Raw genomic sequence first — 23,536 nt, forward strand, 5'->3', positions numbered from 1 at the left:
TGCGATTATAATGGAAAATAATATGCCTTTGCGCTTGCAGGAGATTATTTATGGTTCTTCTGATGATAAAATAAACAAGCAAATAAACCGGTGGGAAAGAGACGGAAAAATAAAGAAAATAGCGCCCAGGATTTATACCGGTAAGTTGGATGTTGCGCCGGAAGTAATCATTCGCCGCAATATCCTTCCTATCCTTGGGCAGAATTATAAAGGTGCGGTGCTAAGCCATCGCTCCGCATTTGAATTTAAACCGACCAGTTCTGGGAGCCTGTTTCTGACTTATACGTATACAAGAAAAATTGAGCTGCCTGGTATAACCCTGCGTATTCAGAAGGGAATGGGACCGGTTGAAGGTGATAACCGGTTTATTGGTGAACTTTTCGTCTCCCAGCAGGCGCGGGCTTTTCTGGAAAACCTACAGGTATCCCGAAGGCCTGGTCCGGATTCCAAGACACTGAGCCGGGCAGAGTTGGAAGAAAAGCTGGAAAGCATAATACGCGTTCATGGGGAAGATGCGATCAACCAACTCAGGGACAGCGCAAGAGAAATAGCGCCAATGCTCTTAATGACGGAGGAGTTTGAAAAGCTTAATGCTATTATTAGTTCCCTGTTAAGCACACATAGCTCCAAGTCACTTGTTTCAGGTGCTGCTAAGGCCAGGGCGATCGGAGTGCCTTATGACGGACCTAGAGTGGCCTTGTTTGAAGCACTTTTTGCTGCACTTCAGCAAAAGCAATTTGTAAGGAGGCCGGACCACAATACAAGCAGTCAATCTTTTGCTAATACGGCTTTTTATGAAAGCTATTTTTCCAATTATATCGAAGGAACAATCTTTGATATCAGCGAAGCACTTCAGATCATTGAAACACAGACTCCGATTGCTGCCAGGGATGAGGATTCCCATGACATACTCGGGACATTTCAATTGGTATCCAATCGCACGGAAATGGAAATCACGCCGACCTCGGGTGAACATCTACTGGATATTTTACAATACAGACATAAGATATTGCTTTCTGCAAGACAAAGTAAGAATCCAGGTGTACTTAAGGACAAGGATAACTATGCCGGTAATACGAAATTTGTAGAACATCAGTTGGTAAGAGGAACCCTGCTTAAAGCCTTCGATTTCTATAAGATATTACCTGTACCATTTTCAAAGGCAATTTTTATGATGTTTATGATCAGTGAAATTCACCCTTTTTTGGACGGTAATGGTCGATTGGCAAGGGTCATGATGAATGCTGAACTGGTAAAGGCGGGAGAATCGAAAATTATCATTCCAACGGTGTACCGGGAGGACTATATAGGTGCGCTTCGTAAGTTAACACGGCAAGGTGACCCGGAAATTTATATTCGGATGATGCAACGTGCACATGATTTTAGTGAGAATATCTATGGTGACAGTAGGGAGGAAATGCACAACTATTTGGAAAGTTGTAATGCCTTTATAGAAGATACAGAGGGAAAGGTACTTCAGTTTACGCCACGCTATCCGAAGGATGCTGCCGGTAAGCAAAGCGATGGCGGTCGTTAGGTTGGCGCCCAAAATAAGTTAGTCTGCAATTCTGGGATTATCATAACATGAAGAATAAATACCCTAGCCGATCGGCTGGGATATTTATTGGGGGAAATGTCAACATTAGCATGTTAACTTTTGTTAAGGTTATGCTTAGAATCTGTCGGCTATTTAAGCGGAATAGTACTGGTAGACATAACGTTTTACAGCGCATCAATAAATCATTGTGCCAACAAAAGATGAGATGTAGGTAGGTTATTACGAAGATCGTTTAATAAGCTTTGAGCCCTTTTGTATGCAAATAAAAAAGGGTTCCAGCGTAAGTCTGCTGAAACCCTTTACTAGCTTGTGACCCTGTAGGGACTCGAACCCTAGACCCGCTGATTAAGAGTCAGCTGCTCTACCAACTGAGCTACAGAGTCATTCATTTGTTAAAAAACGTGAGCGCAAATTTAACGGATCTTCCTGAACATTTATGTACTTTATTTAATTAAATTTGGTAGAAAGCTGTAAATGTGGATAAATATCCATTATGTTGATAATGTAACCGTTAGCTCATTATAAATTTTTTTTCATGCAAGAAGCGTACATAGTAGCCGGATACCGCACCGCGGTGGGTAAGTCTAAAAGGGGAGGATTTCGTTTTTACCGGCCTGACGACCTGGCTGTAGATGTGATCACCGCATTGCTCCAGTCTGTGCCACAGCTCGACCCCAAGCGGGTCGATGACCTGATCGTAGGGAATGCGGTGCCGGAAGCTGAACAGGGATTACAGATAGGCAGAATGATTTCTGTACGCGCCCTGGGCATCGATGTACCGGGCATGACGGTAAACCGTTACTGCGCATCCGGACTCGAAACGATTGCCATTGCAACCGCCAAAATCCAGACCGGAATGGCTGATTGTATTATTGCCGGAGGTACCGAGAGTATGAGCCTTGTACCTGTGGCCGGCTGGAAAACAGTACCTAATTACACCGTTGCAAGTGCTACACCTGATTATTATATAGGAATGGGACTCACCGCTGAAGCAGTGGCCAATGAATTTAAAGTAAGCCGCCAGGACCAGGATGAGTTCTCTTTTAAATCCCATCAGAAAGCATTAAACGCTATTAAAAGCGGGTATTTCAAATCGGGAATACTACCGATCAATGTGGAAGAAGTATATGTAGATGAGAAAGGGAAGAAGCAGCAACGCACTTTTACAGTAGATACAGATGAAGGTCCGCGTGCAGACACTTCCCTGGAAGCGTTGGCAAAACTGAAGCCGGTATTTGCCGCCGGCGGTTCTGTTACTGCCGGTAACTCATCACAAACATCTGATGGCGCCGCCTTCGTGATTGTGATGAGCGAAAGGATGGTGAAAGAGCTGGGGCTGAAGCCTATTGGCCGTTTGGTGGCATGCGTATCTGCCGGTGTGCATCCGCGCATTATGGGAGTAGGCCCTGTTGCTGCCGTGCCGAAGGTATTGCAGCGCGCAGGCAAAACACTCCAGGATATTGACCTCGTAGAACTGAATGAAGCCTTTGCTTCACAGTCTATTGCTGTAATCCGCGAGCTGGGTATCAATCCTGATATCGTAAATATCAATGGTGGTGCTATTGCATTGGGCCATCCGTTGGGATGTACCGGCGCCAAGCTCACCGTGCAATTATTGGGTGATATGAAACGGCTGAAGAAGAAATATGGTATCGTAACAGCTTGTGTAGGCGGTGGACAAGGGATCGCAGGTATTATTGAGAATATTGAATAGCGATAAGTTATACATTGCAAAGGCCGCGGAGGATTACCTTCGCGGCCTTTGCATTTTACCGGCTGCTAAGGAATAGCCAGTTTATTGATCGTGTCGTCATTCTTAATAACAGATACGATCTTAAATACTTTCAGAATTTTGTCGGCATGCAGCAACTGGTTGCCCCAATGCATATTGACAGATACCAGCATCAGCAAGCCCGGTTCGGTTGGATGTATGTGTACCTTTTTAATAGTAGCGATATCATTTTCCGCCACCACGAGATATACATGGCCGTTTTTGATTTCTTCCCAGGATGATAATGCTTCACAGATCACATATTCACCATCACAGATTTCGGGGTACATGCTGTCACCCAATACCTTTACACCAAAAGCACCGTGATTAAAAAAGGGAACCTGTATATGAAAAGAGGGCGTGATATGATTTTCATCCCTGATGAGGGAAACGATACCTGCAGTTACAGGGATATCATATACCGGGATGTTGCGTACTTCACCTGGTTGCAGGTCTGCAATGTGAATATGATCTAGTTGTAATAGTAATGCGTATTGTGCGGGATCAAGCTCATGACGGCCGGTGAGAACAAGCTTCTTTTGTTTCAGTGTTAAATTCAGGTCAACACCAAAGACGGTCCTGTAGTTTTCAAAAAAGTGGTTGGTAGGGAGTCTTTCTTTTGCCTTGGTACCTTCCTTTATATCATAATTGAGGTAGGTAGTGGGCGCAATGGCTGTCATTCTTGCAATGTCCTTCTTTCGTAAGTGTAATTTAGTTCTGATTATTGCCAAGATTTCCGTTATGGAGTCCATTTACAAACAAAAGATTATACATAGTCAAATAATAAATGTCATAAACGTGACTTGTAGCATCTTTTTTCATTACATTTGTATTGATTAAAGATTTGTCACCCGATAACAAATCTATTAATTTGATCCGGTAATTATCGTTTTGATGAAAAGATTTTTTTTGCAGAAATGTGAACAGCCATTGGCATGAAAAAACCCGGAGCGAAGCCCCGGGGAATAGTGTGGAGGAATTGTTCAGGTAATAGCTAATATCTTCTGCAATAAAAATGCAACGAAAATATTTTGCCTAAACGGGCAAATAAACCGAAATCCATTTTCCGTTCTTTGCGGATGGGTAGTTTCATAAATTTGATTTTTGATCAATAAAAGGGGCTGTCAATGCATTCGAAGGCTGGCAGCCTTTTTATTAGGTTAATTAATCTTTCAAAGATAGGTTTCCTTCCGGGTTTAAACAAAAAAATGGCAACGTATATAATTGATGATCAATTAATTATCAATATGATAATTAAACTATCCTTTTGATATTTATATGTTCAAATAACCGGATACAACCGGCTGTTTTCTTCCCCATTATAATTTATGCTGTTTGAATTAAACTTTTTATTAATTTGGCACCATAATCGGCCTTCCGCCACACTCAACCATATCGCTTTATGGATCGCAGACAATTCCTAACCTTATCGCCTGCCCGCAATACGCGGACCACTACCGCGTTTGCCCGCACTGCCACAGGCATTGCCCCATATACAGGCAGCTGGGGAACATTACAGCTGATACATCTCCTGAAACGCACCACCTTCGGTGCCACTCCTGCCAATATCAAAGCTTTCGCCGGCATGGATATGCAACAGGTAGTAGATGCATTGCTGACCCTTCAACCAGACCCTGCTCCACCTGTTAATAACTATGGCGTTGATGAAGGCGGTGTAGCGCCCGGCGCTACATGGGTCAGAGCCAAGATGGGGGATGAAGACCTCGAAAGAAAAAGGATCGGTTCCTATAAAGCCTGGTGGACGGGACAGATGATCAACCAACAGGCAAGCATACACGAAAAAATGGTGCTCTTCTGGCACAATCATTTCGTGACCGAAACAAGCATGGTCAATGACAGCCGCTTCATCTACCAATATAATCTTACCCTGCGCAGACTGGCATTGGGCAACTTTAAAGACCTTACCAAAGCTATTACGCTGGATCCCGGCATGCTGGTATATCTCAACGGATACCTCAATTCAAAAGGCGCCGCCGATGAAAACTATGCACGTGAACTGCATGAGCTTTTTACCGTAGGAAAAGGCCCCGACTCCGCATATACCGAAGATGATGTAAGAGCCACCGCACGTGTATTGACAGGATTCAGGGTAGACAGAGATACCATCACCAGTTACTTCAATACTACACAACACGACATTACCAATAAACAGTTCTCCGGTTTTTATTCCAATAAAGTGATTTCCGGTAAAACGGGTACTGCCGGCGCTTCTGAAATAGATGACCTGCTGAATATTATTTTTGCACAGGCAGAAGTAGCGAAATTTATCTGCCGGAAAATATATCGCTTCTTTGTGTATTACGATATAGATCAGGCTACAGAAGATAATGTAATCCTTCCACTGGCAGAGATTTTCCGCAGCAGCGGATATGATATTAAAATTACACTCAACGCACTTTTTACCAGCGAACACTTTTTTGATCCGCTGAATATGGCTTGCCTGATTAAAAGTCCCGCCGACTTTTGTATTGGTCTTTGCCGCGAGTTTGGTATCACCTTTCCTACAGATTATCCCACGCAATACCAGCAATGGGGCGCGATACACAGCCGCATGGCTTCTATGTTGCAAAACCTGGGAGATCCGCCACTGGTGGCCGGATGGGAGGCTTACTACCAGGAGCCTGCCTTTCATGAACTGTGGATCAATACTGACACATTACCCAAGCGTAACCAACTAAGCGACAGCCTGATCAGCGATGGTGGATTCAGCGGGCTACGCATTGACCCCATCGCCTTTGCAGAAAAATTGTCCAATCCAGCTGATCCCGTGGCACTGGTAAATGATTCGTTGGATATCCTTTATCGTGTAGGCGTTTCCGATACCGTGAAGGAGTTTTTGAAAACCACCATCCTGCTGAGTGGTCAGAATACGGATTCCTATTGGACCAACGCCTGGGATGCTTATAAAGCATCTCCCGGAAATGCTGCACTGAAGCAGGAAGTACACAGCCATTTACAATCGCTGTACAAATACATTATGGATCTGTCAGAATATCAATTATCCTGATCGCTGAAAAACCTTTCTATGAAAAGAAGAGATTTCCTGAAATATACCGCCCCAGCTGCCATTCTGCCAACCATCATTAATGGTTTTTCTATCAAGGCTTTCGGTACCTCGCCTATGCTCGCTGCATTGGGCGGCGCCGCAGCAGATAATGATCACGTGTTGGTAATGATCCAGCTGACAGGTGGTAACGATGGTCTGAATATGGTGATCCCACTGGATGTATACGGCAAATACCAGGCTGCCCGTACCAATATTGCCATCGAAGAAGGAAAGGTACTGCGACTGGATAACTACCTCAAATCCGGTATACATCCGGCTATGAAAGGTATTCAGCAATTATACAACGAAGGAAAAGTAAGCATTATACAAAGTGTTGGGTATCCATCTCCCAACTTCTCTCACTTCCGTGCTACTGACATATGGCTCACCGGGTCAGACTCCAACGAAGTGCTGACCAGCGGCTGGGGTGGACGTTACCTGGATGAAGAATATCCCGGACCACAGGATCAGTATCCCAATGCGGAAAATCCTGATCCGCTGGCCATACAGATAGGATCTATCGTATCGCCGGCATTCCAGGGAAAGGATGCCAGCAGAGGGATGGCGATTACCAGCGCCACCGATTTTTATAACCTGATAGACGGGGTAATAGACCCGGTACCCAACACCAAAGCAGGAAAGGAACTGGAATATATCCGGCTGATAGCCAAACAAACCAACAGCTACGAGAAATCCATTAAAGCTGCTGCCGCAAAAGTAATGGCGCAGGGTCCTTACCCGGCCAATAATGGCCTCGCGGATCAGCTGAAAATCGTAGCACGCCTCGTGGCCGGCGGATTAAAAACACGGCTCTACATGGTGAGTACCGGCGGTTTTGATACACATGCCAATCAAACCGATGCCGGCGATACCACGCAGGGCGGGCACGCTAAATTGCTGGGAGGTGTTTCTGATGCCATCAAAGCCTTCATGGACGACCTCAAAGGGTTGCATGCATCCCGCAGGGTAGTAGGCATGACTTTCTCTGAATTTGGACGCCGTATCAAGTCAAATTACAGTATGGGTACCGATCATGGTGCTGCCGCGCCTATGATCGTTTTCGGCGATTATGTGATGCAGGGTGTATTGGGCAACTCGCCTACCTTACCCGATACCACTTCTGTGATAGATAATATACCCATGCAATACGATTTCCGTTCTGTATATGCCTCCATCCTGGAGCAATGGTTCTGTGTGGATCAGACGGAGCTCAATAAAATACTGCAAAAAGATTATCAACGGTTGCCACTCATCAGCGGGGTAGCCTGCGGTGTGATCACCGGCCTGCCGGATCTGAATACAGACGATAAACATCTCATCACCAACAGTCCCAATCCTTTCTCTAACGCTACCAGTATTACCTATATTACCGGTAACGGTAACACGATGATACAGATCTTCGATACCACAGGACGCCTGGTAAGTGTGCCGGTAAATAAAGTGCATACCGCCGGCAGCTACACTTTCACCTTCGATGCGGAATATTTACCCACCGGTATCTATTACGCCCGTTTTCAGAATGGTGCCGTACAACAGGTAAGACCTATGCTGAAAGTCAAATAAAGTGATTTAGTCATTTAACTATTTTGTTATTTAGATATTCAGTTTCAGTAGTATATCTTTTTCTGGAAACAAAATCTCAAAATATTCATGCAACACTGTTGCAAATAAATAAAGTTTGTTACCTTTGGGTTCGTGTATAAAAACTACATACAAAAAATATTAGCGGTCATTCTGTTGGGGGTATTTACCCTCAATACAGTTCCGCGCGAGTTTATACACGAGTTTGTTGGTCACCATGATACGCAGGATCAGCACTCGCCGATTGGAGGCACAACGATCTCTGATCATCACCGTCACTGCGATTTCCTGCAGATAACCATAGAACCTTACGATCAGTATACCACTTATTATATAGCGCCGGTTCAACAAGTAATATGGGTTTTTAGCCCGCGCCCGTTACCGGAAATAACGCATACTTTTCACCGCGATCTCTCTCCCAGGGCACCTCCTGCAATGCTTTCCTGATTTTTCCGATACGTAATCATGATTGATTCACGTGTAATTTAATTATTGCCCAAAGCAATAACAGCTCATTCTTATTTACTGATTTTTTATTTTTTATATATGCATTATTTGCGTGTACTGATACTTGGTGTATTAAGTGTAATGTTGATGGCCCTTCCGTCGGCCTACGCCGGCGTAAACCCTGAAGACGGGGTGTACTCAAACGCTTTGAGCGGAAAAGTGGTAGACAAATCATCCCATACTGCATTACCCGGCGCTACCATATATCTCCCGGATCTCCGCGTAGGTGCCGCAGCAGATGCACAGGGAAATTATACTATCAAAAATCTTCCTAAAGGAAAATACCTGGTGGAAGTACATTATATCGGCTATAGCCAACATACGGAAATCATCACTATCAGCGGAGTTACCAGCAAGAATTTTGAGTTATCTGAAACATTGATAGAAAAAAATGAAGTGGTGATCACCGGCGCCAACCTGGCTACTTCTGTGAAGAAAACACCAACGCCTATCAGCATCATCCGCCGCGACTACCTGGACGATAACATCTCTACTAATATCATTGATGCGATTGCTAAAGTGCCGGGTGTAAGCCAGTTGTCTACCGGCCCTGCTGTATCCAAACCTTTTATCCGCGGACTGGGCTATAACCGCGTAGTAGTAGTGGGAGATGGCATACGCCAGGAAGGCCAGCAATGGGGTGATGAACATGGGATTGAGATAGACGATTATAATGTTAGCAAGATAGAAGTCCTGAAAGGACCGGGCTCCCTCACCTACGGCTCGGATGCACTGGCAGGGGTGATCAACATCGTTCCCCCGGCACCGTTACCCATAGGACATATTAAAGGGAATGTGGAAGCCAACTATCAGACCAACAACGGCCTGATGGCGTATCATGCCGATATCGCGGGGAATAACAACGGCTTCAGCTGGGGCGCTTATGTAACACAGAAACAGGCACACGATTATAAGAATAAGTATGATGATTATGTGTTTAACTCCCGTTTCAATAACACCAACTACGGCGCCAACATCGGTATTAATAAACAATGGGGTAACTCCCGCCTGAGCTTTACCTCTTTCAATCAGCACCTGGGCCTGGTAGAAGGAGAACGCGACAGCACCGGCAGGTTCCTGAAACTGATCAACGATAACGGTACGGAAGGTGAAGCAACAGCCACCGGCAGCGATAATAAATCGTATAGCATAATGGTACCCAAGCAACAGATCAACCACCAGAAAGTGGTATGGGATAACAACCTGTATCTCAATAACGGCGGCCGCTTAGGTCTGACACTGGGCTACCAGCTGAACCAGCGCCGTGAATATGGAGATGTTTTAAATCCCAATGAACCGGAGCTGTACCTCAAATTGCAGACTTTCAACTACGGCCTGAAATACTACCTGCCGGAAATGAGCGGCTGGCAAACAACCGTAGGCGTAAATGGTATGCAGCAGAAAAATGAAAACAAAGGCGAAGAATACCTGGTGCCTGCATATGATCTTTTCGACTTCGGCGCATTTGCAGTAACCAGCAAAACTTTCAATAAACTGACACTTAGCGGTGGTCTGCGTTTTGACAATCGCTCCCTTCATTCCAAAGCATTGCTCCTGGATGAGGAAGGAAAGCCTGCTTCTACCGGCGATGCAAAATTTGCTGGCTTTAACAGGAACTTCTCTAATATATCCGGTAGTGTAGGTCTTAGCTATGAAGCCAGTGATCGTGTTGTACTGAAACTCAATGCTGCCCGCGGTTTCCGCGCTCCGAACATTGCCGAGCTATCTGCGAACGGCGTACATGAAGGCACGATCAAATATGAATACGGTAACCAGGACCTGAAACCGGAAGTGAGCACACAGGTAGATGGCGGGATCGATTTCAATACCGAGCACATCTCACTTTCTGCCAGCCTGTTCTACAATCATATCAACAACTTCATCTTTTCGCGCAAGCTGTTTAATGCTGCCGGCGCAGATTCTATTCCTGCTACTGACAATGATGCAGGCTATGCGGCTTTCAAATATCAGCAAACAGACGCTAACCTTTACGGCGGCGAATTTACCCTGGATATACACCCGCATCCTATTGACTGGCTTCACTTTGAGAACACGGTTTCTTATGTAAAAGGAACTGCCAGTCATGCTACGGATTCTACAAAATATCTTCCGAACATTCCTGCTAACAGATGGTTATCGGAATTGAAAGGTCGATTCAAAAAAGTAGGTGGCCCTCTGAAAAATGCCTATGTAGGCGTACAGATGGATATGAACTTCGCAAAAAATGATGTGTTCTCCGCCTATGAAACAGAAACCCCTACCGGTAGCTATACATTATTCAATGCAGGTTTCGGGTCGGATTTTGTAAATAAGAAAAGTAAAGTATTATTCTCACTACATTTTGCCGTAAACAACTTCACAGATGTGGCTTATCAGAATAACCTGAGCCGGCTGAAATATGCACCTGTTAACGAGGTGACCGGTCGCGCAGGTGTATATAATGTAGGGCGTAATTTTAGTGTTAAACTGGCCATTCCTATTGATTTTAAATAGTGTTTGTCAGTGTTGTTACTTTAGAAGGGCTGGTCTTAGGACCGGCCTTTTTTGTAGGTGGTATCAACAATTTTGGTGTGTGTAGCTTTGTTATTTTTTATGTTGAAAAGAAATTCCGTTTGTTTATTTTCATGAGAGATAGAAAACGAAACCATCGTATCTTTTCCTTTGATCGATAAATAAGGTGTTGGTAAGAATGTTTCTGTACTATCTATTTCCCTGATATAATTGACCAGGCGTTTCCCTCCCCCGTTGATCAGGATCGTTTGCATGGAATCCGGCGTATTAAGGAAGGACACGGTAATGCCTGATAAACTAAATGCGGCACTGGAGCTATCTGTGTCACCACTGACCAATTTGAACACACGGGCGTTTTCCCCGGCAGCAGATGGCGCCTTTGCGCGCTGGTTATTATTCTTGCAGGCACCAAAGAGAAGTATAGATAGTGATAACAGGATGATAGCTTTACTCACGATATAGCGATATTTGGGTATAAAGCTATCGAATTTTTTATTGATGGTTAATGGTATTCTCTATTGTACTTTAATTGTATGGTTTGTGTATCGAGGGGGGAGAAGAGTACCGCTGATCTGATAAAATACTGTTCCCCTTTTTTGAAGATTTTGAACAATGGTTTTATATCAGCATGATAATCCACATCACGATCTATTGAATAACTATAATTACCAACGAGGGTATCATTTATCTCTGTTAAACTGCACCGGTCTGTAAATGCATATTGTATGCCGTTTGCAGAATAGGTGCAACTATCGTTCTCAACTAAAAGGGTGTAGACTATGCCAACGTTGAGATTGTTCATTCTTTCTTCAGTCTTCATACTGAAATAATACTCGCCATTCCATATGGATGGTATCTTTTCAGCATTGTTGTTATTGGGTAATGCAAGTTGCTGAATGCTATCCGTAGGCTGCTCCATTTTTGTGTTATTATTAATGCAACCTGTAAATAATACAGATAGATATAACCCAATCGGGAGAGATTTATACATTTTTCTGATTTTGTTGTTTTTCATCTGGATTAATAATTTTATCATTATTGAGTTCTGTTATAATTTCCAATGGATCCAGGCGTCCGTCAAAACCCATCGCTACTTTTTCTTTGGTTCTTATTTCAAAATGCAGGTGTTCCTGATTGATAGCGAGGTTTGAAGCATTCCCGGTTTTACCGGTATGCCCAATCACTGTACCGGCATCTACTGCATCGCCACCCTTGAAAATGCCTTTGTCTTTTAAGTGCGCATACATGAAGTAGTAATTTGTTCCATTATAATCGCCGTTCAGAACAATTACATTTCCATAAGAGGTGGACAGATACACTGTTGTAATAATGCCTGCTACACATGCATAGACATTAGAACCTACAGGCGCATAGAGATCCAGCCCCTGGTGTTTCCCACTTTTCCTGGACGTTATTATTCCGTATTTACTTCGCTCCGGTGACCAGGTTGTATACCAGCCTCTCAATTGTATATTATCGGTGGGATGATGCCAGTCGCGCTTTGTTGATTTGCCTTTCTCAGGATGCAATGGACAGCTTGCATCACAACCGTTTTTATAGTTAAGACCGGCGGCGTATTTCGTATGTATTATTGCACTTACTTCTTTTTTGGTAACAGTAAGATTATTATCTGTATCTAACCCCTTGTTTTCTTCATACCATGTTAGATTATGCTGCTGGTCATAATTACGGCTAAATACACTGTATTCATTACTCTTTCCTACCAATGACGGGTTTAGAATAGCCATGTAAAAGTCTTCCAGTGTATTAAGTTTCCCGGTATGATTTTTCAGGTGGAGATAGACATAGTCCAGTTGTTCGGTAGCGGACATATTCGCTAACTTTCTTTTCGTAATGTTTGCGCCTTTATTTTTGTTAAGATCCCGTATTGCCACTTGGGTAAACTGAATCAATCCTACCGCTTTTCTCTCAAGCTGCTTATCAGTGAGCTCCTCGGGCGTTGGTGTATTTTTTTTATTATAGCCGTTCAGTTGATAGGGCAGAAACGACCCACCGGTTTCAAAGGCCATGCATGTCATCAGGTGATTGGGATCGGCTTTGAGTTTTTTTGCAATTTCAATCACTTTCATTCTGAATGCGCAGGTTACTTTACTTCCCCATACCAATGAGCGACAGTCTTCTTTCTCCGTACACATGGGCACGCGTTCTACAACCACGGTGGCCCTGCCTTTCACGGCCTCTCTTAGTTTTACTTTATCTTCCCTGTACACAATGAGGGTGCGTGTATATACTGCGTTGAAATCCGGCATTTTTATCAGGGCATATACTGCGCTGCTGATATTTTCTTTGGGCAGTTGATGGAGGTTTAATTTCAGTAGCAGTTCTCCTTTTGTGTTGATGGTATATTTACCGGATTCGAGTATCCTATCGTTTTTTGTCAGTTGATATATTTCGGTGTAGGAATATACTGTCAGTGGCTGCTGTAGTTTATGGGATGGTCGCGCCAGGAGCAGGGTGATGTCCAGTTGCTTCTCTGCAAGGTTTGTGGCATATACCTTCAGCGCGATTTCGCGTTTGGTATCCGTGATAAAATATTCTTTGTGATCCTGCATATCGGTGAAGTAGGCTTTGTGAATTTTCGGGATGTCGTTTATCAGCAGGTAGTTGGTAGCTTTTAATGGGAACGACTGATCCGGATGTTTCACCTGCAAGGTGTTGTTGGGCTTGATTTTAAAAGATAGCAATCCTTGTTTGTCCAGGTCGCTTGCGGCTATCTTCTTTTTGATTTCATCATTGAGGCGGATATGGAAATATACTTTAGTGGTAGCGGGTAATATGATGTTGCGGGTGTATACCAGTTGATTGCGCAGAAGTTGCTGATTATATACTTCCAGTGTAACAGGTTCCGCTTCCATGCCGGTATGCTCAAAGTATGCACAAACATCCTGTCCATATCCGGCTTTGCGGATGATGTTGCCGTCGCTGTCTATCCATTTTCCGGAAGTGACAGCTGCCGAAGTTATATCAAAGGTGAGCCTGCCTTCTTTGGTTTTATCATAGAAGAAGGCATACAGGGTATACTTCCCTTGCTTTCCGAAGGTGTGTGTAAATGTTTGGTCGCCGTAGATGTTGGTGTTTTCGGGGCCTTCCAGTATCCAGCGTAGCTTGCATGATTCTGCTGCATTGAGCCGGGGGAATACGAGTTCACTGGCGGTGAAGGTGCATGGGATGCCTGATTTGGGTTTTCTGTCGCGTATAATGGCTTTTACAGCATTGTTACATACGATAATCTGTACTTGGTCTTTTTCTGTGCGACGACTGCCCGTAGCAGCAGTCACGATGTATTTTCCTGGCAGCGCAAACGATAGTTGTATACCTGTTTTGCCCTGCCCTGCGGGAATGTCTGTGGTGTGGCCTGTTTCGTCTGTTTGTTGCCAGTGGATCTGCGGGGCAGCATCTTCGGATGGTAGTATTAAAGTAAACGTTGCCGTGTCACCGGGACGTATAACCGTGTGCGTAGTTTTCAGCCGGATGGGTTTATCGGGTTGTATGCTGATAATCTTGTAGACTCTGGCGCCCGCATCTTCTCCATACTGAAGGCGAAGGGTATAATTCCCGGCTTGTGGAAAAGAGTATTCGAAGATAGGATTACCGGTTAGCGTAGTGACAAGGTGATCGTTCTTATCTGCCAGGAACCATCGCAGCAGTGCCGTTTCTGCGGGTGTTGGTTCCATCGTAAAACGTGCTTTGTACGATTGCGGGCTGTTGCTATGGATGGCCGCGGGCCCATCGATCCCGGCTATTTTATTAGACGCGGCGTATACACGCACAAAGGCGCTTACAGTTTCGGACCCGCTGCCGTAAGCTTCTACGGTATATTCTCCATTATCAAATACCGCTGTCAGCGAAGGACCATGGTTACCAAAACTATAAAGCTGTACACCTGCCTGGTAGATGGCCCAACATACCTGTTCCTGCTCTTCTGCTGTAGGATATGGATTTTCGTTACCGTAGGACTGTACTTCAAAAAGTATTGCTGTATCCGGACGCACATATACCACACTATTTTCTTCACTTCCTGTTTCGCCGCAACATATTTGTGTAACGATGACCGGCCGCAGCTGCCGGGGTTTACGCAAGGTTTTAATATCCTCGTTTGTCAGCGATGGGAAGGATAACGGTACCGCACGTACGTTTATATGATCCGATGCAGCAGCTCCCGGCTGCCGGAGTTGTCCATGTTGCAGGATGGATATTTTGCCGCCACGTGCGGTGCAGATGGCTTTGGCATTCTCCGGAAGGGGATAGGCGCCATTGCTCAGGAGAAGACGCTGTTCCTTGTTGTCTATCTGCCACAGCAGTTGCGCCATACAGGGCTCCGGCTTTCCGGTTGCCATGCAGCTGCCGAAGTTCAGCGACCTGGTATCTTTATCCTGATCTGTTGCGATGAGTTTTTCGGTGCCTTCAGTATCATTGATATAATATTTCCGGTGAGCCGTTACCAGCAGGTAAGCCGGCAGTACGGCTTTGTCGCAGCGGCATAGTGCTCCCTGGCATACGAGGAATACGGGTTCCACGGCCTGTGGCTTCACGGTGTCGGATATACGTTGCATAGCGCATCATTTTAATTTTGAGGATGGATGTATGGGCATTATTAACAGCTGCTCCCGCAGGGATAGCCGCTGCCCGAGGTAATGAAATATTTCACACCTGGAAGAAATGAATTCCGATGTGTCAGGTGCTGTAACGCAGTTGTAGTAAAGTTCTCCGGCCTGTTCATCGGGTAGCTTGCCAATGATATGCATTTCCCGTTCCCTGTTTTCGTGGATGGTATTCACTTGTTTGACAACCTGATAGGTTACATCCCGCATGGGAATCTCCGCGGGTTGATCTTTTCGTTTCGATAGCAGGTAGGTCTGTATAAAGAGGTCGTGCTGTAAAATATGATCAGGCGGCATATGATTGGTGATCCTGTTGTGCGCCTGCTGCAACAGGTTAGCTGTAATGTCGTCGCCGGAGGGTGCTTCTATGAGCGGGCCCATGGCTTGCCAGCGTAGCTGTATATCGTCTTTATTAACAATGGTAACAGCTGTGCCATCGGCCTGATGGTTGATTTGCAGGGGATATAAAATTTGCAGCGTGCGTATGCTGAGTTCATCCAGGATCGACTCCGGCGCCATGATAAAGAAGGCGCGGCGGTCGATCTCGATCTTTGCCAGTAACCCTTTTCGCTGTAGTCGCAGGGATGCAGTGTAAGTGATAGTGTTTGCCGGCATCTCGCTCCCTATATAGTGTACGAGCGTATGCGTGACCCGGTAGTGTTGCAGGGCTTTCGTTTTGGTAGCAGTCATGTCAGAATAATTTTATTTTTTCTACACTTTTTATATCTACTGTTTTGGAAGATGCCAGCACCATATTTTCCTTTATACTGTTGATGTCTATGCATTCAGCCACTTCTTTCAGCGTTTTGGAGGTACGGGTGAAATTTTCGCGCGCTTGCTGCATAATATGTGTTGCCATCAGTGTGGCATGGGTGCCGGCATAGGCGTTCATATCTTCTCCGGCGCCTTGCGAAATATTTTCGCCGGCATGCATCTCTATATTTTCTGTTGCCTGTATGCGGATATTCCGTGCTTTCAGCAGTAGTTCTTCGGGTGCGGTAATGGTGATATTCCGTGCCTGGGTATCCATACTAATGGCGTTACCGTTTCTGTCGCTGATAATGATCTGTTCTTCGCCGGTACTGTCATCCAGCATAATGGTATGCCCGCTGCGGGTTTTGATTACCTTCAGGTTATTGCCGGCATCGCCAAATGGCGTATGTGCCTTACCGTTATATGCTGCGCCCATTACAAAAGGCAGCTCAGGATTTCCTCCTTCAAAACCCACCCAAACTTCTTCCCCTGTTTCGGGCATAAAGTGAAACCCTTTGCCACCGCCACCATGCGGGCATATAAACCGGATCCAGGGTGTGCTGCCCTGCTGCTGCCACCTGAACCTTACACGTAGCCGGCCAAGTCCTTCGGGGTCATGATTTTCTGTTACCACGGCGCTCTGCGACTCACAGGGAGGGACGGTGTTTGTGCGCACATCACATACGTTATTGTCCGCAGGAATACCGGTGAAGCTGTTGTAGTACATGCCGTTGCCGCTACAGTGATGCGTCAGCTGCGTGATGGTAAATTCTCCGTGCTGCTCCCGTGAAAGGAGTGATTCACCGGTACAAACGGTATCGCCTATACGAATACCCGGATGTTTGCTATGCCCTTTTAGTTGTACAAGTCCCGCAATATGGCGTTTGCGCTGTAACTGCGCCCATGCTGCTACCTGCGCATTTGCCGGCCCGTGAAAGGATTCGCCGGATTTATTGCAGGATGATCGATGATAAAGTCTGTTGCCCGTCTTCAATGCATGCGCGGTATCAGGATTCATATTGCCCGTAGATGTCATGGTAGTTGTTGTTACACAACTGTCTTGCCGGTAGTCGTAGTGGTTCACAGTCGTGTTACCGGATTTCACCTGCCATTGGAGGTTAAAGTCTACAAGGCTCACCGGGTGTAACAGCTTTATATTGGCAGGGGTATAAGCGCCGAAAATGATTCGCTGCCCGTCATAAAAGAACCATTCGCCGAAACGTGCTGCCAGTCTTTGCAGAAAAACGAAGTTACTTTCCCTGTATTGCACAAGATAGGGATGGGTAGCGGTGTTCACCGGGGCTATCAGTGCATTGCCGGCGAGGGGACCACAATTTTTCATATGGCCGTTTACGATAGTGCCCAGTGTTTGCGCTTCAAACACCTGTATATGTGGATTATTATCCAGCAGGATGGTAAGGCTTTCACCCTTTACCAGGCAAAATCCCTGGGTACCGTCGCTTTCTTTACCTGCGTGTACGGCTGTTATCAATCCGTTGAAGCGGAGCTCTCCCGGCGCCGTGGCAGCTTCAACGGGAATAATGTGGATGCTGATTTCCTGGCCAAGCAGCTCCCGGCTGCCGGTAAAAAGCCCTTTCCCGCCGTGATGTAGCCAGTCATAACTGATCAGCAGTTCAAAGCTGTGGTGACCATTCATACTTTGTTGGATGGTCAGTGTCTGGAAGTGCCGGAATTCCTTCCCCGCGATAGATATGGTAGTATGGGTATTCAATGGCATGACAACCTGTTTTATTTTGTGAGGGGTTTAAATGATGGATGCAGGGGCCTTACAAGGGCCATGGGTTTTGGTAGGCAGACTGATTCAGCACCAGTTCCCTGGCGGATAATTTTATCCTGATCTGCATGGGTTGTTCTCCGCTCGCCTTAAAATGTTCTGCGTATTCAATGCAGTAAGCATCTTTAAAATGCAGCTCTTTCAACCGCGAAAGCGCGTCCCGCCGTAGAAAGGTGATACAGCCGCTTTTTGTTTGCGTATTGGAAATCATCCAATCGAAAAGATGCGTATCTCCGCCTGATTCCACAACAACGGCTACAATACCTCCCTGGGGCCGGGTGGCGGGCTTTCCGTTATGGTCTGTCGTTTGGGTGAAAACGAATTGACATTCCAATACGTTCATTTCTTCCCCGTTAATACTGATAGTTGCTTTAAATGACATGTGACTGTTGGTTTAATGTTAAAACAACAGGCATGCAAGATGAGTGCAGGATGTAAATGCCGGATGGGCTTTTCTTCTAAGAATTAAATCCTATAGGTGAACAATTAATGACCCGGACTTGATATGGTTTTCGTTCTTTTACTGAAAATACAATTTTCTATTGAGATCAAGATAATTTCGAAATATTTTTTTGTAAAAAATGATGCTGGATAGCTACCACTTATGTAAATTAGTTATGTAATATTAAAGGATTTTGTAGTTTAGCTCCACTTTTAAAAAAGGTGTGTGATTGATTGTCCCGCCGCGAATTGCAAGAGCAGTTTTCCCTCATTTATTTTGGTTTTTTGCTGAGTCAAGTTTTTTCTGACCACCAAATGGTTCAGATTTTGGTTGAAAAAGAAAGGGGCTGTCTCCACAGCCCCCTGTTTTTTTCCAATATTTTTCTGATAACATTCTCTAGTGATGATGATGGTGTTCCGGCTTCTCCAGCTTCTCTGTACTTTCATCATAATACACAAAGAAATAAAGATAGATAACCCGCGAAATCCGCATCAGCCAGGGTTGTATAAGCACCAGCAATACGCCGTTTACACCCAGCCATATAAAAATGCTGTTGTCTCTCCACGTGATACCAAAAATGAGCGCATACCAGATCAGGTTAAATACACTGAAGGCAACTGATAAAGCATAGCTCACATACCCTGTTCCAAACCAGAACCCTGTTTCCAACTCAAATTTCTGTCGGCATACCGGGCAGTTATCATACATGTTGAAGATCTTTGAAAACCTCACATGAAAAGGATTCTGATCTTTATACATATTTCCTTTTCTGCATTTCGGACACTTCATTGTTAGCATGCTGAGGAAATAATTCGGGCGCTTATGTTCCATTTGATTTTTGATAATTCGGGCAAAAGTAAGCCTTTTAATTTATTACACTGCTTCCAGCTTACGCTCGCCGATCTGCTGGCGCCACATGGCATAATACAGCCCTTTTTCTTCCAGGAGGTCCGCATGTTTACCCATTTCTACGATACGTCCTTTTTCCAGTACATAAATGCGATCTGCATGCATGATGGTGCTCAAACGGTGGGCGATCATAACGGTAATATGCTGCTTGCTGGCCGTTACCTGCCGCACCGTTTTCGTAATTTCTTCTTCCGTAATAGAATCCAGGGCAGACGTAGCCTCGTCAAACACCAGTAACCGCGGCTTGCGCAGCAAGGCACGGGCAATGGATAAACGTTGTTTTTCTCCCCCCGAAATTTTAATACCACCTTCACCGATCACCGTTTCCAGTCCCTTGTCGGCCCTTGCCAGTAAAGAATAACAGGACGCTTTGCTCAACGCCTCCATTACATCCGCATCCGTTGCGCCCGGATTCACGAACAACAGGTTTTCCCGGATAGTACCCGCAAACAGTTGCGTATCCTGTGTTACAAAGCCCACCTGGTGACGCAGTTCTTCCATGTCTACGTCATTGGCATCTACGCCGTTATAGAAAATATGGCCTTCATTGGGTTTGTATAATCCTACCAACAGCTTTACCAGCGTGGTTTTACCGGAACCGGACGGGCCTACGAAAGCAATCGTTTCTCCCACCTGCGCGGAAAAGTTAACATGATCCAAAGCCTTGGTGGTGGCGGTGAGATGTTTAAAACCCACCTGCTTGAACAACAGCTCATCAATATGCCGGATCTTAACAGGATTGGCTGGCATTTCTTCTACCGGCGTATTTAAAATCCCCTGAAAATTCAACAGCGATACCTGTGCTTCCCTGTAGTTCAGGATGATGTTACCCAGCTCCTGCAAAGGTCCGAAAATGAAGAAGGAGTAGAGTTGTAAGGTCATCAGCTGACCAATGGAAACAATATCACGATAGATATAAAACAACAGCAGAAACAGAATGGCCTGCCGCATCAGGTTTACAAAAGTACCCTGCACAAAACTGATACTACGGATGCTGCGTACCTTTTTCAGTTCCAGCATCAGGATCTTCAGCGTAGTAGAGTTCAGCCGTCTGATCTCCTGCTGGGTCAGCCCAAGACTTTTTACCAGCTCAATATTTCGCAGGGATTCCGTGGTGGAACCCGCCAGCGCGGTGGTTTCCTTTACAATTGTTTTCTGTATCACCTTTATCTTTCTGCTCAGTACATTCATCAGCAAACCCAGCAAAACAGAACCTCCCAGGTATACCAGCACCAGGGTCCAATGCACACTGATAGCATACACCATCACAAAAATGACCCCTATCATGGCCACAAACAGCACGTTTACAAAAGAGGTGATAAATTTCTCACAATCTGTTCTTACTTTCTGGAGGATAGCCAGCGTTTCCCCGCTGCGCTGATCTTCAAACTGCTGGTAAGGCAGGCGTAGTGAGTGTTTTAACCCGTCTGTATATACCTGCGCGCCAAATTTCTGCACAATCACATTCACAAAATAATCCTGGAAAGCCTTCGCTATCCTGGATACCATGGCTACGCCGATAGCAGCGCCCAGCAATAGTAATACTCCTTTCAGATAACTGCTCTCCCCACGGGCAATATCCCCGATGGCATGCGGATGAGAGGCAAACTGGTCAATGATCTTACCGAAAATGTAAGGGTCCATTAAGGAAAACAACTGGTTAACAGTAGCCAGCAGCAAGGCCAGCGCAATAAGTCCTTTATAGTTCTTTAAATAATGTAGTAATAATTTCATATATCAGATTTCCTGGTGGACAAAGTTACTGTATGTTGCAACATATTCAGAGTAAAAGTCTCGTCAATTTTTACGCAAAAAATGGTAACTTAATAGTAGTAAGTTCTTTCATAGGGCACGGTGATTAACGATTACTTTATTAAACCTCCACATATGAAAACATATGATGAGAAACATATTAAAAACATCGTATTGCTAGGCGCACCCAAAAGCGGCAAAACCACCCTCTCCGAAACCATGCTGTTTGAAGCCGGTATTATCAGTAAACGCGGAACTGTAGAAGAAAAAAACACCATATCTGATTACCACGACATAGAACACGAACGCAGCAATTCCGTATATGCTACCTGTATGCATACGGAATGGAGAGATTATAAGATCAATATAATAGATACCCCCGGCCTGGAAGACTTCATCGGTGAAGTAATTGCGGCCATTCGTGTATGCGATACCGCTGTATTGCTACTCAATGCCCAGTACGGAGTGGAAGTAGGTACGGAACTGATCTGGGATTATGTGGATAAATACCGTAAACCCACCATCCTGGCCGTCAACCAGCTGGATACCGAACAGGCCAATTTCAATAAAACCGTGGAAGATGCCACCCGCATCCTGGGAAATGCAGTAACCGTTATGCAATACCCGGTAAACCAGGGCCCAGGATTCAATGCCATCATAGATCTCCTGAAAATGACCCTCTACCGCTTCCCGGAAAATGGCGGCAAACCGGAAAAACTACCCATCCCCGCCGATGAAAAGGAAAGGGCGGAACAACTGCATAACGCACTCGTGGAAAAGGCCGCAGAAAATGACGACACCCTCATGGAGCTGTATTTCGAGAAAGGCAGTCTCGATGAAGACGAACTACGACAGGGCATCAAAATAGGGATGCTGAAACACCAGGTTTTCCCGGTGTTTTGTTTATCTGCCAAAAACAACATGGGCAGTGGCCGGTTAATGGGCTTTATAGATAATGTAGCGCCGTCTGCGGTGGAAATGCCACCGGAAATGACGGAAGCAGGTAAGGAAGTGCCCTGCAATCCTGCCGGACCCGCCTGTTTATTTATATTCAAAACATTACAGGAACCGCATATCGGTCGTCTCTCTTTTTTTAAAGTGATGTCCGGCGAAGTCAGGCCCGGCATGGAGCTGATCAATGAAAAAGGGAATACCACCGAACGTATCAGCCAGCTGTTTATTGCTGATGGCAGGAACCGTAACAACGTGGAATCCCTCCGTGCCGGAGATATCGGGTGTACCCTGAAGCTGAAAAATACGCTGACTAATCAAACCCTGTGCGATAAAAGTTTTGGTGCGCAACAAATAGATCCCATCCGCTTCCCTTCTCCCAAAGCACGTGTGGCCATTGAAGCAAAGAATAAGGGAGATGATGAGAAACTGAGCGAAGTACTGGCAGAAATTCACATGGAAGATCCTACCCTGGAAGTGGAATTCAACCGCGAACTGAAACAGGTGATTCTCCATGGCCAGGGCGACCTGCACCTGCTCATTACAAAATGGCGGCTGGAAAATATCTATAAGATGCAGGTAGACTTCCACGCAGCAAAAATACCTTACCGTGAAACCATCCGTAAACCGGCGCTGGCATCTTACCGGCATAAAAAGCAATCCGGTGGTGCAGGACAGTTTGGAGAAGTATTTCTGAAGATAGAACCCTGGTATGAAGGGATGCCTCCCTTTAAAGATTATACCGTTCGTGATACGGAAGAAGTGCCGCTGCAATGGGGCGGCAAGCTCGTTTTTAATAATTGTATTGTAGGCGGTGCTATAGACAACCGCTTCCTGCCATCCATCCTCAAAGGTGTGATGGAAAAAATGCAGGAAGGCCCACTAACGGGATCGTATGTACGTGATATACGGGTAAGCGTATACGATGGTAAAATGCACCCGGTAGACAGTAACGATATTTCCTTCAAAATAGCCGGTATGATGGCTTTTCGGGAAGCTTTCCACCAGGCTGCTCCTCAGCTGCTGGAGCCCGTCTTTGACCTGGAGGCAACCGCTCCCGATGTTATGATGGGCGATATTATGAGTGAATTACAAAGCCGCAGGAGCATCATAACGGGCATGGATACACTAAACGGGTACCAGGTCATAAAAGCGCGCATCCCACAGGCAGAACTGGATAAACTCTTCTCCGCACTTCGCAACGTAACCCAGGGTAAAGCAAAGATCAAATCGCAATTCGCAGAGTATGCGCCGGTACCACCGGAGCTACAGAAAAAACTAAGTGACGAGTACCAAAAGACGGAGGCAGCATAATTT

At 45.4% G+C, this 23,536-nt stretch carries 16 protein-coding genes and 1 tRNA gene; 7 read left to right on the forward strand and 10 right to left on the reverse strand.

The genetic code is table 11. The annotated features are described in order from the left end of the window. Positions 1-10 precede the first annotated feature (10 nt). Positions 11-1,537, forward strand: coding sequence for a Fic family protein (locus ABQ275_RS00950; RefSeq protein WP_349316386.1), 1,527 nt, complete (start codon positions 11-13; stop codon positions 1,535-1,537). A gap of 331 nt (positions 1,538-1,868) precedes the next feature. On the opposite strand, the gene ABQ275_RS00955 is transcribed toward ABQ275_RS00950, so the two are convergent. Next, a tRNA-Lys gene (locus ABQ275_RS00955) sits at positions 1,869-1,941 on the reverse strand. A gap of 152 nt (positions 1,942-2,093) precedes the next feature. Between ABQ275_RS00955 and ABQ275_RS00960 the strand changes: the two genes are divergently transcribed. Then, positions 2,094-3,272: an acetyl-CoA C-acyltransferase gene (locus ABQ275_RS00960; RefSeq protein WP_349316387.1), complete on the forward strand. Its 1,179-nt coding sequence runs from the start codon at positions 2,094-2,096 to the stop codon at positions 3,270-3,272. Positions 3,273-3,337: 65 nt separating this feature from the next. Here the strand turns inward: ABQ275_RS00960 and ABQ275_RS00965 are convergent, their stop codons facing one another. Then, complete coding sequence (locus tag ABQ275_RS00965; protein ID WP_349316388.1) at positions 3,338-4,060, reverse strand: S24 family peptidase; 723 nt, start codon at positions 4,058-4,060, stop codon at positions 3,338-3,340. Positions 4,061-4,731: 671 nt separating this feature from the next. On the opposite strand from ABQ275_RS00965, the gene ABQ275_RS00970 reads away from it, so the two are divergent. From ABQ275_RS00970 to ABQ275_RS00985, 4 genes are all read left to right on the forward strand, one after another. Then, positions 4,732-6,357, forward strand: coding sequence for a DUF1800 domain-containing protein (locus ABQ275_RS00970; RefSeq protein ID WP_349316389.1), 1,626 nt, complete (start codon positions 4,732-4,734; stop codon positions 6,355-6,357). Between the two features lie 18 nt (positions 6,358-6,375). Continuing rightward, positions 6,376-7,959: a DUF1501 domain-containing protein gene (locus tag ABQ275_RS00975; protein ID WP_349316390.1), complete on the forward strand. Its 1,584-nt coding sequence runs from the start codon at positions 6,376-6,378 to the stop codon at positions 7,957-7,959. Positions 7,960-8,091: 132 nt separating this feature from the next. Next, the gene (locus ABQ275_RS00980) at positions 8,092-8,424 is read left to right on the forward strand and encodes a hypothetical protein (RefSeq protein WP_349316391.1); all 333 of its coding nucleotides are present in this window, start codon (positions 8,092-8,094) and stop codon (positions 8,422-8,424) included. A 99-nt stretch (positions 8,425-8,523) separates the two neighbouring features. Next, positions 8,524-10,977 (forward strand): TonB-dependent receptor domain-containing protein, encoded by a 2,454-nt coding sequence (locus ABQ275_RS00985; protein ID WP_349316392.1) that lies wholly within the window; start codon positions 8,524-8,526, stop codon positions 10,975-10,977. Positions 10,978-11,012: 35 nt separating this feature from the next. Here ABQ275_RS00985 and ABQ275_RS00990 read toward each other — a convergent pair whose 3' ends face one another. From ABQ275_RS00990 to ABQ275_RS01025, 8 genes are all read right to left on the reverse strand, one after another. Beyond that, positions 11,013-11,450: a hypothetical protein gene (locus tag ABQ275_RS00990; protein ID WP_349316393.1), complete on the reverse strand. Its 438-nt coding sequence runs from the start codon at positions 11,448-11,450 to the stop codon at positions 11,013-11,015. A 47-nt stretch (positions 11,451-11,497) separates the two neighbouring features. Beyond that, positions 11,498-12,010 (reverse strand): DUF5991 domain-containing protein, encoded by a 513-nt coding sequence (locus tag ABQ275_RS00995; protein WP_349316394.1) that lies wholly within the window; start codon positions 12,008-12,010, stop codon positions 11,498-11,500. Then, a complete protein-coding gene (locus ABQ275_RS01000; RefSeq protein ID WP_349316395.1) occupies positions 11,979-15,569 on the reverse strand; it encodes a peptidoglycan DD-metalloendopeptidase family protein in 3,591 nt (1,196 codons plus the stop codon). Before ABQ275_RS01000 ends, ABQ275_RS00995 begins: the two co-directional genes overlap by 32 nt. 6 nt (positions 15,570-15,575) lie before the next feature. Continuing rightward, complete coding sequence (locus ABQ275_RS01005) at positions 15,576-16,307, reverse strand: hypothetical protein (protein ID WP_349316396.1); 732 nt, start codon at positions 16,305-16,307, stop codon at positions 15,576-15,578. Position 16,308: 1 nt separating this feature from the next. Next, positions 16,309-18,108, reverse strand: a complete 1,800-nt coding sequence (locus ABQ275_RS01010) for a phage baseplate assembly protein V (RefSeq protein ID WP_349316397.1) — start codon at positions 18,106-18,108, stop codon at positions 16,309-16,311. A 49-nt stretch (positions 18,109-18,157) separates the two neighbouring features. Beyond that, positions 18,158-18,547: a type VI secretion system tube protein TssD gene (gene tssD / locus ABQ275_RS01015; RefSeq protein ID WP_349316398.1), complete on the reverse strand. Its 390-nt coding sequence runs from the start codon at positions 18,545-18,547 to the stop codon at positions 18,158-18,160. 456 nt (positions 18,548-19,003) lie between these two features. Next, positions 19,004-19,438, reverse strand: a complete 435-nt coding sequence (locus ABQ275_RS01020; protein WP_349316399.1) for a DUF983 domain-containing protein — start codon at positions 19,436-19,438, stop codon at positions 19,004-19,006. 42 nt (positions 19,439-19,480) lie between these two features. Beyond that, a complete protein-coding gene (locus tag ABQ275_RS01025) occupies positions 19,481-21,250 on the reverse strand; it encodes an ABC transporter ATP-binding protein (RefSeq protein WP_349316400.1) in 1,770 nt (589 codons plus the stop codon). 153 nt (positions 21,251-21,403) lie between these two features. Between ABQ275_RS01025 and ABQ275_RS01030 the strand changes: the two genes are divergently transcribed. Then, positions 21,404-23,533: an elongation factor G gene (locus ABQ275_RS01030; RefSeq protein WP_349316401.1), complete on the forward strand. Its 2,130-nt coding sequence runs from the start codon at positions 21,404-21,406 to the stop codon at positions 23,531-23,533. Positions 23,534-23,536: the final 3 nt, after the last annotated feature.

The sequence above is a fragment of the Chitinophaga sp. MM2321 genome, from assembly GCF_964033635.1.
Lineage (GTDB): Bacteria > Bacteroidota > Bacteroidia > Chitinophagales > Chitinophagaceae > Chitinophaga.